The 14,155-nt window shown below is 33.7% G+C and carries 12 protein-coding genes; 2 read left to right on the top strand and 10 right to left on the bottom strand.

Annotation, left to right across the window (positions count from 1 at the left end):
- Nucleotides 1–111: 111 nt before the first annotated feature.
- From IMX26_RS00695 to IMX26_RS00685, 3 genes are all read right to left on the bottom strand, one after another.
- Nucleotides 112–1,059: a carbohydrate kinase gene (locus IMX26_RS00695; protein WP_195159806.1), complete on the bottom strand. Its 948-nt coding sequence runs from the start codon at nucleotides 1,057–1,059 to the stop codon at nucleotides 112–114.
- Nucleotides 1,060–1,062: 3 nt separating this feature from the next.
- Nucleotides 1,063–1,752 carry a D-lyxose/D-mannose family sugar isomerase gene (locus IMX26_RS00690; protein ID WP_195159805.1) on the bottom strand — a complete coding sequence of 230 codons (690 nt, stop codon included), beginning with the start codon at nucleotides 1,750–1,752 and terminating at the stop codon, nucleotides 1,063–1,065.
- A gap of 474 nt (nucleotides 1,753–2,226) precedes the next feature.
- Nucleotides 2,227–2,841, bottom strand: a complete 615-nt coding sequence (locus tag IMX26_RS00685) for a HutD family protein (protein WP_195159804.1) — start codon at nucleotides 2,839–2,841, stop codon at nucleotides 2,227–2,229.
- Between the two features lie 253 nt (nucleotides 2,842–3,094).
- Between IMX26_RS00685 and IMX26_RS00680 the strand changes: the two genes are divergently transcribed.
- Both IMX26_RS00680 and IMX26_RS00675 read left to right on the top strand, forming a co-directional pair.
- Nucleotides 3,095–3,544: a DUF188 domain-containing protein gene (locus IMX26_RS00680; protein ID WP_195159803.1), complete on the top strand. Its 450-nt coding sequence runs from the start codon at nucleotides 3,095–3,097 to the stop codon at nucleotides 3,542–3,544.
- Nucleotides 3,545–3,855: 311 nt separating this feature from the next.
- Nucleotides 3,856–4,962, top strand: a complete 1,107-nt coding sequence (locus IMX26_RS00675) for an HD-GYP domain-containing protein (protein ID WP_195159802.1) — start codon at nucleotides 3,856–3,858, stop codon at nucleotides 4,960–4,962.
- 86 nt (nucleotides 4,963–5,048) lie between these two features.
- Here IMX26_RS00675 and IMX26_RS00670 read toward each other — a convergent pair whose 3' ends face one another.
- From IMX26_RS00670 to IMX26_RS00640, 7 genes are all read right to left on the bottom strand, one after another.
- The gene (locus IMX26_RS00670; RefSeq protein WP_195159801.1) at nucleotides 5,049–5,552 is read right to left on the bottom strand and encodes a hypothetical protein; all 504 of its coding nucleotides are present in this window, start codon (nucleotides 5,550–5,552) and stop codon (nucleotides 5,049–5,051) included.
- Between the two features lie 594 nt (nucleotides 5,553–6,146).
- Nucleotides 6,147–7,943: an oligoendopeptidase F gene (gene pepF, locus IMX26_RS00665; protein WP_195159800.1), complete on the bottom strand. Its 1,797-nt coding sequence runs from the start codon at nucleotides 7,941–7,943 to the stop codon at nucleotides 6,147–6,149.
- Nucleotides 7,944–8,156: 213 nt separating this feature from the next.
- Nucleotides 8,157–9,536 (bottom strand): ADP-ribosylglycohydrolase family protein, encoded by a 1,380-nt coding sequence (locus tag IMX26_RS00660; protein ID WP_195159799.1) that lies wholly within the window; start codon nucleotides 9,534–9,536, stop codon nucleotides 8,157–8,159.
- A 15-nt stretch (nucleotides 9,537–9,551) separates the two neighbouring features.
- The gene (locus tag IMX26_RS00655) at nucleotides 9,552–10,487 is read right to left on the bottom strand and encodes a nucleoside hydrolase (protein ID WP_195159798.1); all 936 of its coding nucleotides are present in this window, start codon (nucleotides 10,485–10,487) and stop codon (nucleotides 9,552–9,554) included.
- Nucleotides 10,488–10,502: 15 nt separating this feature from the next.
- Complete coding sequence (locus IMX26_RS00650) at nucleotides 10,503–11,426, bottom strand: ABC transporter permease (protein ID WP_195159797.1); 924 nt, start codon at nucleotides 11,424–11,426, stop codon at nucleotides 10,503–10,505.
- A 1-nt stretch (nucleotide 11,427) separates the two neighbouring features.
- Complete coding sequence (locus IMX26_RS00645) at nucleotides 11,428–12,468, bottom strand: ABC transporter permease (RefSeq protein ID WP_195159796.1); 1,041 nt, start codon at nucleotides 12,466–12,468, stop codon at nucleotides 11,428–11,430.
- Complete coding sequence (locus tag IMX26_RS00640) at nucleotides 12,461–14,014, bottom strand: ABC transporter ATP-binding protein (protein WP_195159795.1); 1,554 nt, start codon at nucleotides 14,012–14,014, stop codon at nucleotides 12,461–12,463. The genes IMX26_RS00645 and IMX26_RS00640 overlap by 8 nt, the downstream gene beginning before the upstream one ends.
- Nucleotides 14,015–14,155: the final 141 nt, after the last annotated feature.

The following is a 14,155-nucleotide window of genomic DNA, read 5'->3' as shown; positions in this document are numbered from 1 at the left end:
TTACATATCAACTTCTATAAATACATTATATTTACAACAAAAAAAACAAGTCTCCGTTGTGGCATGGAAGCCTCTGATGTAGCAGAGTTAGTTTTATTACAACTGTACATTTTATTTATATACTCTTTCTTCAACCTCTTCTATTGTTGGCAATGAAGCTATTCCACCTAAGCTCTCTATGCAAAGTGAGGCAGCTGCATTAGCGTATTTAAAGATTTTTGTTAAGGCTTCATTATTAATATTATTAAGATTAACTTTTTGTTCTAATATTTGGTGAACTACTGCTCCAAAAAAGGCATCTCCTGCACCAGTGCTATCTTTAACGGTAGCCTTAAACCCTGCTACTACTGCATTACCATTTTTATGGTAATAAAAAGAGCCCTGCTCAGCTAAGGTAATACAAATGAGCTTTATACCATAATCACTTAGCTTGATAGCAGCAGTTTTTATATCTTTTTCATTCGTTAATAATTGAGCTTCTTCTTGTGAGACCTTTAAAATATCTGCATACTTTAGTCCTTTTTTCATGCCCTTTATGGCACAAGCTACACTCTGCCACAAAGCAGGGCGGTAATTAGGGTCATAGGTTATTAACTTACCCTGTAATTTGGCATAATTAATTGCTTCTTCTACAGCAAACTTACTTGGTTCGTTGGTAAATGAAAGTGAACCAAAATGAACTGCTTGGGCCTTATTTATTAGGCTATAGTTTATGTCATTTTTACTTAACATAATATCAGCACAGCCTTTACGATAAAAGCTAAAGCTACGGTCATTTTGCTCATTAAGATGAACAAAGGCTAGGGTTGTATTATATTTATTATCTATAACTAAGCCACTTAAATCAACACCATGTTTTTGTAAAACATCTGCCAAAAACACCCCAAATTCATCGCTGCCAACCTTACCAATAAAGGCTGTTTTAGATCCTAAATTACTTGCCATAGTTAACATATTGCAGGGAGCACCGCCAGCGTTTTGTTTATATAAGATGCCATCTGCTGTTTTTATAGGGGTGAAGTCTATTAATAACTCCCCTAAGGCAACAATATTATACATAGCTTACTCTCCTAACACTCGTTTGTATTCATTACATAGGGGGTGTAAAATGGCTTCATCTTCTATTACTTGGGCAAACCTGCTGACCTCTTCAGCATTGTAGTTATCTATATTGTCATCATTAATTGATGATACCTCACCACAAATTAAATCTCCACAGCCCTCTTTAGCCCCAAAAAGATGATACATAAATGGTCTTAGGGTTATGCTATGTCCATTTGTTATATGAACCTCTTCTCCGGCTTGATAGATGTGTTTTAAACCATCTAAATCTACTTCAACAGGGTTATTATAATCTACACTACCATCTTTTAAGCTATTATAGAGCTTAATAGCTAGTACTCCACCAGCTCTATTAATAATATCTTCGGTTTTACTAGCATGATAATGCAAAGGCAAACGCTGGCCATCTTTTAATAAAATTAGTTTTTCAGCATAAGGTGTACCTATTTTTTGATTAGTTAAAGAGCCATTTCGTAAGGTAAAAAGCACTGCACCTAGCTCATTAAAGCTATCTCTGCCATAGTCTGTAATATCCCAGCCTAACATAAGTTCTTTTATAGTATTTAGCTTAGAGTTATTGTTTTGCCACTCACTCAACGACCAATAAGCAAAGGCCGGAAGACTAATATTATTGCTTTTTAAAAGCCCTTTTGCCCATTTTAATTCACTATTAATTAAAGATCTTTTCATTTTGCTCTCCTTATAAGATAGGTTTAATACTTACATATAATTTCGTGGTAAGGTGTGTTTGTCCTCTTTTTAGTTACTCTAATGAAAGGATACTATTATTTTAAATCAGTGGTCGATTAAGAAAAGTTAGGTTATACCTGTTAGTTGGATTTTTAAAGCTTAAAATTATGATTTGCAGTTTTTAAAAATGCTACTTTAATTTTATGCCTTACTGGTTTTGTATGACCACAAAGGACTCGAAGGATACAAAGGGGTTTGTGGTTTAGCTTTAGTTATAGCTTTATAAATGATAGTACAATTTAATAAAAAATTGAACGACACAGAGGTCGTTCACTACAGTTAAAATTTAAGTTTTAGATTTTAATCAAGTGTATTTTTTTTATACTAGGCGGTGACTTTTTTCTCTTTACTAATATTGCACCCTTTTTTGTGAAACAAAAAAGACGAATACATTACTCGTCTCCACTACGCTGTTTAATACCGAACTTCTGCTTTAACTAATACTGAGTTTTTAAGCATGAAATTGCGTATTATCATGTTTACACTGTCTGTCTCTTCATTAAGATTTACCATCATTACATCACCTTCATGTAGTGTTAATGGTTCGCTACCTATAAAGTTTATTTCTACCTTGCCTACTGCACAGTATAATACTACAGATGTATTATTAAATCCACTTAAGTATTTTAGTTTTAAGTCAGTAAGTTTAGTATCTTTAACTTCTAAAACTTCAACTTTGCCTTCACAGTTATCGGTATACATTAAGTTAAAGTCTTTTACTTTACTAAATGATTTAGTATTGATTGATCCCTTAAAGCTATATGGTTTAAAGGGTTGTAAATGAATGGGGTTATTGCTCTCATGTTGTAAAGTTAACGTATTATTAAGAGACAATATTATTCGATTTATATTTGGTAAAATAGTAAAATCTGATTGTTCAACGTCTACAGTAGCAGAACTAATTCTCCACCAAAAATCTCTCTTACTGTATACAGAGTTTTCTGGATAAATTGCTAATTCAGTAGTTGTTCCACCCGACCAATTAGCTGATACAAGCTCAGTTACTCTTTTTACATTTAATTTGTACATGCACACTACCTCCAACACTGTACTCAATTTTAATGATATATTGATGTTTTAGCAAGTATTTTTATAAAATTTATCATAAACAATAACTTTATTAATCATTTACTACTTAAAAGCAACTAATCATAAACTATAAAAATCATTTATTACTAATACCGTAACTACTCAGTTAATATTAATGTTTATCTATTTTCTTAAGGTAAACACTATATTATGTTAGAATACTCTTAGCAGTAATTAATGTAAAGGTGATTAAATGAGAATATTTATAGATGGTGATGCCTGCCCTGTTATTAAAAACACTATTAAAATTGCCAAACAATATTCAATACCAGTAGTTATTGTGAAAAATCATTTTCATGTAATAAAAGACAACTATGCAGAAATAATAAGTGTAGATTTTAGCAAAGATAGTGCAGATTATTATATTGTAAATCACCTTAAAAAGAACGACATTGTTGTATCTCAGGACTATGGTTTAGCAGCAATGGTTATAGCCCGTAATGCCTACTTTATAACTGCTTATGGTAAAGAGATTAATGATAATAATCTAGCTAGTTGTTTGAACTCTAGGTATATTACCCAAATGCTTAAAAGCCAAAACAAACGACCTAAAGCTAAAAAAGCCAAACGAAAATCTAGCGATAATATTATATTTGAAAAAATGCTTATTAATTTAATTGTTAAAGTAAAAAATAAATCATAATTAAAATAACTTTATATTTCTGCAAATTAAACATTATTTAAACATTTACGTATATATATTTTACATTACATTAAATTTTGGATTTATTAAACAATATTTATGCTTTTTTTTATAAAAAAAGTACTAAAAATTCATTTTAATATTGAAGTGCATGCTTGTCATATCATATAATTCAAGTATGAAATAATATATGAAATAAACTTGTTCTAAAGATTCTAAATTACTAAAAGAAATTTAGTGTTTTTTTATGAAATACTATAAAAATAACATAGAGCATAATAGTTTTACATAAATCGAGAGGACTTTGGAATATGAGATTTGTACCCGTTCAAAGCATTAAAGATAACTCAATATTAATGAAATCTATTTATGGTACTCATGGTGAGATGCTTTTAAATGCTGGGGTAGTGCTTAATCAGCATTATAAACGAAAGTTAATTGAACTAGGATTAAATGGGGTATATGTACATGATAATATCTCGGATAATATAGAGGTCGTTAGTGTTATTAATGATAGTTTAAAAAATAATGCTGTACAAAACATTAAAAATACCTTTATCTTTGCTGCCAAACCTAATACCTCTAAAATGGAGAAAAGAAGAAGCTTAATAAACATTTCGGATATAGTAGATAGCGTAATTGATGATATCTCTAAAAACAAAGATATGATTATTAACATGATTGACCTAAAGGTATTTGATGATTACACTTTTTATCATTCGGTTAATGTGGCCGTTTTATCTATTGTAGTTGGTATAGCCTTAAAGCTACCCCGTACTACCTTACATAATTTAGGCACTGCCGCAATTTTACATGATATAGGTAAAGTTTTTGTACCAAAACATATTCTAAACAAGAGTGGTAAACTAACCCCAGAAGAGTGGCAGATTCTTAAGAATCATTCAGCTAATGGTTATAACTACTTAAAGGATGAGTTTGAGGTACATCACAAGTGTTATCAAGGGGTATTACAACACCACGAACGTTGGGACGGCAGAGGTTATCCTTACCAACTAAGTGGTAAGCGAATTTCGCTTTTTGGCAGGATAATTGCAGTGGCAGATGTATATGATGCACTTATCTCAGACAGAGCCTACAGAAAGGGTTTTTCGCCGTTTGAGGCAATGGAATACATAATGGGTGGAGGAGGAACAATGTTCGACACCGAAATAGTTAAAATTTTCACAGAACGTGTTGCCCCATACCCAGTAGGAACTATTGTTAGCTTATCTAATGACTTAGTTGGAATAGTAGTTGAAAACCACCCCGGTAGAGCTACACGACCAGTTGTTAAGGTTGTTAAAAAGGATGGCAAAAAAATAAGACCATTTGTGCTAGACCTGTGGGATCCTGGTACAAAGGCAATAACTATTGTGGACCAAATAAAGGACTATCAAGAAAATATATTAGATTTATAATAGATAACTGTTCATTTTTATGAACAGTTTTTTTATATTGTTTTAGTGGTAGAATTTTTAATTAGTCTAGTTTAAATAGTAAGATGTTAAAACACTACGTTTTGTTTATTGCTATAGGTTAAATGAATACAAATACAAGCAACATAATTATTTTCACATATCAATTCTATATTAATCTTTTTATAGGCTAAATGTATTTTGTTTTTATCTTTAGTATCTAAAACAATCTTAAATGCTTTGTTTTGCAGGGTTTGTACTATTTTTTCCTTATGATCTCCTACCCCATAGCCATAAATTTTGAGCTCTTTATCACTAGTTTTGATATATCTTAAAATATATTTATCTAAAACATCTGGAAATCCCGCAAATTTTATAGTGGTAAGTTTATTATGGCTCTCAAAAACAGAACACCCCCAACCACCCTTAAAGCTATAGTTTTTTTCTATAATTTTTTTAATTTGCTCTGACTGTGGGTCAACTAATAACTTTGTATTAAAAGCAAGGCTGTTATTAAAAGTATGTATGTAGTTATATTTATTGCTTTCATATATAAAATAAACTGAGCTACCAACAGCAATTATAAGAAACATTACAAAAATAGTTTTTTTAATTTAAAACACCTTCTTACAAACAGTTGAACGACACAGAGATCGTTCACTACAATGATAGTATACTACATATATTAATTTAAAGATTAAAAGAAATGTAAGAGATAGGGTTGTTTTTATTAAGCAAAACTTTATAACAAACTTAGTAATATTAAAGCATTAACTGATAGTATCATTTATAAACCAATAATTAAAGCCAACCTATAACTCTTTGTGTCCTTCGAGTCCTTTGTGGTAATACAAAATCAGTAAGATATAAGAGTAAAGTAACATTTTTAAAACTGCAATACAAAGCTTTAAGGTTTAAACATCAAACTAACAGGTATAACAATAGTTTTTTTGATAAACCACGAAGAACACCAAGAACACGAAGATATTTTTTTCGAAGAAAATAAAGAACCTTACAAATAAATGAAAGAAACTTTGCTGTTAGTTAAACATAACTAAGCAACAAAGTCCCTAAAAGCATTAGTTAAATACAGGAAGTATCATTTAATAACAATAATTAAATCTAACCTATACTCTTCGTGTCCTTCAATTCCTTTGTGGTAAAATATAATGCGACAGTTTTATCACTTAAAATAATTCTTCTAGTTCAGTGATTAATCCGCCAACATAATTAACAGCTTTTCTAATGGGCTCAGGTGTGGTCATGTCTAATCCAGCAAGCTTTAATAAACCATGAGGAGTTAAAGTTCCACCGGCTTTTAGTACCTTAGTCCATCTATCTACTGCAGGCTGTCCCTCTTCACTTATTTGCTGAGCTATAGCTGTAGAGGCTGTTAAACCAGCTGAGTATGAATAAGGATATAAACCCATGTAATAGTGTGGTTGACGCATCCAAGTCATACCTGCTGCATCGTCAATATCTACGCTATCACCCCAGAATCCTTTAATAACTGCTAGCTTAGTTTCACACAGCATTTTTGCTGTTAAGGAAACACCCTTTTCAGCAGCCCTGTAAACTCTACGCTGGAACTCGCCCTCTAATAAATGGGTAACAAAGTTATGATAATATGTTCCTAATAGCTGTAATATTACCCAACGCTTCATTTCAGGTGTATCATATTTTTTTATTAAGTGTTGGCCAACCAATAACTCATTCATAGTAGAAGGAGCCTCTACAAAGTACATAGATGGTCGGGTATTAAAGACACGCTGTTCATTATTAGCATAATAGAAATGACCTGCATGACCTAACTCATGGGCTAATAAAAAAGCTGAGCGCATATTGTTAGTAAAGGTAGCTAAAACATAGGGATGTACACCATATGGAGATGAGCAGAAAGCACCTGTGGATTTACCTACGTTATCACTATAGTCAATCCAACGGCTATCAAAGGCTGTTTTTAACATACTTTGATACTCTTCTCCCATTACCTCTAAGCCCTCTAAAATAGTTTGTTTAACGCTTTCAAAAGTAGCAGGCATATCTACACCAGCATTTATAGGTGCTTTTAAATCGTGGAAACAAATTTTGTCTAAACCTAATAGCTTTTGCTTTAGCTTTGCATAACGCTGCATATGAGGAGCTAATTCTTTGTAAATTATATTTAGCTGATTTTCATACATCTCTAAGCTAACTTTTTGATCTACTAATAACATCTCTTCGGTAGATTTATGGCCCCTTAATTTAGCCTCTGCTACCTGCTTTTTAACCTCGGTAGAGTATACCGCAGCATAAGTATTTACATACTGTTTAAGAGTTTTTACAAATGAGGCATAGGCATTTTCTCTCACAACTTTACTCTCTGATTGCTCATATTTACTCTCAAATAAAGCAAAAGAGTTTGGTAGCTCTTCACCTTTTTCATTCACAAATGAATCAAATTTCATATCAGCGGCTTTGCTAATAGAGTAAATGCGATATGGAGATTCAGTTAACTCTCCTAAAGAAGCCAATACCTGTTCAGTCTCTGGTGTTAACATATATTGTTTTTTATCATGAATGTCTTTTAAGTAAATTTTAAATACCTCAAGACCCTCTTCTTGTAGTAAATTATTAAATTGTTTATCACTTAAAGCAACTATTTCAGAATCTAAAAAAGACGCAGCAGCCTGAACCTTAGTATTTATTGCATCAAATACCATGCTATCTTCTTGGTTTACGGGGTCTGTACCGTCGCCAGCTTGTTTAAGGCTAGCATATGTACCTAATTGAATAATTTTTATGTAGGCTTTTTCAATTTGTAATACACACTCTAATAGTGTTTTACCACTCTCACAAGAGCGACCTTTAAAAGCTGTAATATTGCCAATATCGCCTTCTAAATCTTTTAAACCCTTTTGCCACTCTTCACGTGTTTTAAATAAATCAGTTAAATCCCAAGTCATTTCTACTGGAACTTCAGAACGTAATAATCTCTTTGCCATAATATACACCTCCATTAACTTTTTCTTCTAAATTATACACTTAATTTGTAAACTTTTGAATAGTTATCTAAAAAAACCTAAATATTTAGACTAACTAATTAACTAAGTAGTATCTCTACTGGCGGTCTCTAATGAAATATTTACTACTACTTAATAAAAAAACTTACCAAAGAATTAACACTCTAGCAAGTTTTTTAGCTACTTATTAAATTATTAATCAGCTATTTTTTCATAAACACGATAGGTCCAATCTACTAATTCCGAAATAGATATTTGCTCAATTGTTCTTACATAGGTTTTAAGGTTATTACCTAGTGGCTTTACCCACTGCTCTGGTAAACCACTTTTATGGTTTATAATTCCCACTATATTACCAATTTGTGCGGCATTGCAGTCTACATCTAACCCAGCTTTGGCCACTATTCTCATGGTTTCGGTAAAGTCTGTTTTACCAAAATACAGGGCGACTACTTCTATTGCAGCATTGGGTAGGGCATGTACTAAGTTATATTGCTGGTACTGCTCTTCAATAAAGTCTAGTACTAAATCTTCGTTGTTTAACTCTTGGCACTTCTTAAAGCAGGTTTCAACTACGCTATAATACAAGCTATTATTCGGTATATAGCTAATAGCTAACCTTATAAGCTCTTTTATATCACTAATCTCAAAGGCTAGTGAAGCCAGTACAGCATTAAACACTTCACCCAAAATACCATTATTAAAATGAGATATTTCACCATCCATCCAAGCAATTTTAGCCGCTAACAACGGATTATTTGGGGCTAACATACCACAAATAGTGCCTCTCATTTGGGCACCTATCCACTCTCTATAGGGGTTAGAGACTATACCACTATGGGGTGGATATATTCCTAAGCGGAGATTTTTTAGGGCAATATCTTCAGCCGACCAAGCAAATGGTATTAGGGCTACCCACTGCTCGGCAATATGATGAGAGTTTGTTTTTTTACCATGTTCATCAAACGCCTTTAGTAAAGCCAGTTCAAAGGTAATATCATCGTTATAGGTACTAGGTTGTTTTAAATAGCTAGTAACCTCTCCAAAAAAAGACTCTATACTCTGCCTATTATAACCCTCTAAGGCTGTTCCGAAGGCACCAGCCGCAATTTGGCCGATAAAACCCCATTTTATTTTTTGCTTTATGTTATCAGTGTTAATAACTTCATGATTTACTATTTGTTGTTTTATTTGCTGCTCATACTGCTGCCAGTTAGTATAACAACAGTAGTTCCAGTAATCTGCACTTTTATTGATTGGGGCATTGTTTAGTTCATAAAAGATTTTAGAAAGGTATTGATTAAGTTTAGGTATATTGTTTAAATCTGTTATGGCCTCAAAAAAAAGTTTCTCTGCTTTAGTGACATCATAACCGAGGTTTTGGCTTGCTTGAATAGCTCCAGCTAAAACCGAGCTTGGGGCACCAGAACCTGGAGCCTCACTTTGCCAAAGAATTTGGGTACGCTGATCATCTATTTTTTGAGATACACTTTGAGTCCAATCTTCTTCTGTTTCATGTACAAGCCTTACGGTAGCATTAGCAACCAACTGCTTGTTGTACTCAATTATATTCATAATGACTCTCCCTTGTTAGCTACATGTGTTATCTAATTTACTAAAAGCATCAAAGAGTAGTTGTACAAAAAACTCTCTATCTATATCAAGCAATACCTTTACATTAGGCTCATGGGCAGGCTTTGGGCGATTATCGGCTAAGGTTTGCCCCCTACAGCTATCACTATCTGTTATTACTTGTACATACAAATCTTTTGCCTTAAATAACTGGGGCTGTAACAAATAAGCTATGGCACAGGGGTCATGCATAGCGTTGCCTGTATATCCAAAGCGCTTACCATAAATAGAATAAAAGTCTAATAATTCGCATACAAAGTTACTTATTTTGCCTTTACTGCGTAAGGATTCGTACTCGGTATTTAAGATATAGGCTTTATTGGTAACATCTAAGCCACTCATTATAAGAGGAAGTCCACTCTTAAAGACAATAGCCGCGGCCTCTGGGTCAACATAAATATTAAACTCTGCCGCACTCGTAACATTACCCTGATATAAACCACCACCCATTAAAGATATTAGCTCTATCTTATTAAGTAAATGGGGATATGACTTAATAAATAAGGCAATATTTGTTAACGGACCAAGAGGTACTAAGGTTATTTTATGCTTAGAGTTTTGCACTACCTCTGCCATACGTTTTACTGCATGAACAGCACTTGCTTGTAACTGAGGGTTAGGTAAAATAGGTCCATTCATGCCTGTATCACCATGGGCCTCGGGAGCAATTGTTAAGGGTCTCACTAAGGGTCCTAGCTGACCTTTAGCTACCTCAATGTTATTATTAGTAAGCTCTAATACTTTTAGGGCATTTATTGTTACTTTATTAAGACTTTGATTTCCACCAATAGTAGTAATAAGCTCAATTTTTAGTTCATTTTTATGGGCCAGTGCTAAAAGTAGGGCTATAGCGTCATCGTGCCCTGGATCACAATCTATTATTATATGTTTCATAACGACAGCCTTTCTTTACTTCTTTTTTATATTTTTTTTGCGGCTTGCTTTAATAGAGTAAAAAGTCAAACCCAATACAGTTGCCAAGTAGGGAACTGTGTATACTAACTCGTTAGGTAAGTTAATAACCTGTAGGGCATTAGATATAGCCTTAGCAAAACCAAATAGTAGTGATGAAAGGGTGGTTCCGATAATAGTTCCCCTACCCATTGCCTCTGCCGCAAGGGCTATCCAACCCCTGCCTGCCGACATATTGGCTGTAAAAATTGAGACATATCCCATAGATAAAAATGCCCCACCCATGCCAGCAAATAAACCACTTAGCAGTAATGCTAGGTACTGAATTTTACGTACGTTTATACCCACAGATTCGGCTGCATGATAGTTTTCACCAACAGCCCGTACTTTACGACCAAGTGCAGTTCTATTAAGCATTAAATACAATGCTATTGCTGATAAAATTGCTAAATAGGTTATTAAATGATGTCCCGAAAGTATTGCTCCTAGGATAGGTATATCTTTTAATAAAGGGATATCAATATTAGGCAATACCTTAGATGCTAAGGCTGCTGATGTTCCTTTATCTCCAGTTACTAAATACAAAATAAATACCGATCCACCACTAGCTAATAGGTTTAGAGCTATACCACCTAGGATTACTTGGGTTTTTAACTTTAAGGTAAAATAGGCCAAAATAAATGCCATAAATACTCCGGTTAACAAAGCAAAAATAAAGCCAATTAACGCACTACTAAAATAAGCACTAAAAATTACTCCTGCTAAAGCCGCCATGAGCATAATGCCCTCTAAACCAATATTAGCAATACCCGCTCTATCGGATATTAGGGCACCTAAAGCAGCCAATAAGATGGGTGTTGTTACCCTAATAATGGTGTATATAAAGCTAGTTGAAAAGATAATAGTAAATAGGGTTTTCATACTACTTAGCCTCCTTTAAGAGCATTTTATGGCGCCAGTAGAATAAAAATCTTTCTGCTGATATTAATAAAATAATTACCGCCTGAATAATAGCTACCATTTCCGCTGGCACATTAGTTAAACGAGCCATGAGGTCTGCTCCTATGCGAATATAGGCTAAAAATAGGGCTGCCCCCACAGAGCCAAAGGGTTTATTTTTGCCTAACATAGCTACCAAAGCACCGTCGAAACCCAGCCCTGGTAAGGCTGTCCATCTAAAACGAGTATACATTCCTAATACCTCTACTGAGCCACCTATGCCAGCAATTAAACCAGCCAACAAATGAGCATAAATAATTACTCTAAATGTTTTAACACCCGAATAGTTGGCAAACTTTTGGTTGATACCTGTCATTCTTAGGGCATAACCCCATTTTGTTTTATAAAGAAATAAATACACTAAAATAGTTACAGCTATTAATATAAATATACCTGCATGAATACGGGTACCCGGTACTACTTTTGCTAACCTAGCAGATAACGGAAACTTAGAAGACACTATAGCAACCTGTGAAGCATCTCTAAAATAGTAATTAAGAATATATAAACCAATACCAAAATATATGCTATTAAACATCAGTGAGGTAACCAAAACATTGGCATTCCACTTCGCCTTTAAAAACCCAGGTATTACACCCAATAACATCGAGAGCAAAGCAGCAGCAATAATAGCAACTGTGGGCAGTAAAAATCCTGTAAGAGGTAGCTTTAATACCACTATAGTAGCAACTAAACCACTAATGTAAAACAAGCCCTCTGAGCCAAGGTTAAAGAGGTTTGTTTGAAACAAAATTGAGGTAGCTAAGCCCGCAAAGGCCAATGGTATTGCCGCCTCTATAACATTGCCAATATATCGTTTATTGGTTAAAGGGCCTATAATAAAAGCCCTAATTGTAGCTAAAGGGTCGTCGGAAACAAAAAGGATAATTGCAAAAGCAATAAGCAAGGCTATAGCAATAGCCAGCAAGGTTCTTATTAATTGATATCTTCGCTCGCTAATCATGGTATGCTCTCCTTATTAATTCTGGCGTATGCCTTTCTATACCTAACATAGCCATTCCTAGTTTCTCTTCGGTGAGGCTTTTGCTGTCTTCAAAATAGGCCACAATTTCTCCTTCGTACATCACAATTATTTGATCACTAAGCTCCATAACTTCGTTTAAATCGGCTGAAACTAATAAAATTGCCGTATTGTTTTTACGCATTTCTAATAGCTTATGATGAATAAACTCAATAGAGCCTACATCTACTCCACGGGTTGGCTGCTCTGCTATTAATACCTGAGGGTTTATAGAACACTCTCTGGCTACCACTACCTTTTGAATATTACCACCCGAAAGGCTATTAACAGCTTGGTTTTTAGAACTGCATAATACCGAATACTGCTCTATTAAAGAGTTAGAAACAGCTGCCATTTGTTTACCCTTTAACAACACTTTTTTTGCCATTTTATTGGCTAAAATTCTATTTGTAATTATATTCTCTTCTATTGAAGCGCTGCCAGCTATACCCAATGACATACGGTCTTCGGGTATATACGAGAAGCCTTTGTTTCTTAAAGAAATTATATCTAAATTGTTAATTAGTTCATCATTAACAAATACTTTTCCACTTTGAATAGCTTTATTTCTGGTAATCATGTTAATTAGCTCAGTTTGTCCATTGCCTTCTACTCCTGCAATACCTAGGATTTGACCAGCCTTTACAGAAAAACTAATGTCTTTTAATATCTGCTTATTATCATTAGAAACAAAGCTTAAATTGTTGACTCGTAATTTTACATCTCCTGTTTTTTGAGAGGGTTTATCGTAAGATAACACTACATCTCTACCCACCATTAGGTTAGAGATTTTACGCTCGCTTACCTCACTTATCTTAAAGGTACCTTTTGTTTGCCCTTTACGAATTATTGTTACTCTATCGCTTATCTCTTTAACCTCTTTTAGTTTATGAGAGATAAAAATTATGGTATGTCCCTCTTCTTTGAGCTTTTTTAACTGCACAAATAACTCCACTGTTTCTTGGGGAGTTAACACAGCTGTGGGCTCATCTAAAATAATTATTTTTGCACCCCTCAATAACACCTTTAGTATCTCAACCTTTTGTTTCATTCCAACAGTTAAGTCCTCTGCTTTAAGATCGGGGTCGATTTTAAAGTTATACTTCTTAGCTAAATCAAGGCTTATTTGTTTGGATTTTGCTAGGTCAATAAAGAGGCCTTTGTTAGGCTCTAATCCTAACAAAAGATTTTCACTTACAGTAAACGAAGGCACTAACATAAAGTGTTGATGAACCATACCTATGCCTAACTCTATGGCTTTATTGCTATCATTTATCACAGTTTTTTGACCGTTTAATAAAATCTCTCCACCGTTTGGCTGTTCCATACCAAATAGAATTTTCATGAGAGTAGATTTTCCTGCTCCGTTTTCACCAACTACGGCGTGTATTTCGCCTTTTTTTAAAGCAAAATTTACATCTTTATTGGCTACTACACCATTTCCATAAACCTTAGTAACATTTTTTAATTGTAATATATATTCACTCATAAGCTTTCCCTCACAAACAAAGTTATAGCTTTGTAATTGCATTTTTAACTGGCTTAACAAACTGTTACTGTTAGTATTTTATAAGTAATTGGAGGACATAAAGCCCTCCACTACATATTTTTACGAATCTAAACTATATTA

The organism is Clostridium sp. 'deep sea', from assembly GCF_014931565.1.
Lineage (GTDB): Bacteria > Bacillota > UBA994 > PWPR01 > PWPR01.
The sequence above is the reverse complement of the archived record's forward strand: the minus strand, read 5'-3'. Positions and strand labels throughout refer to the sequence as shown.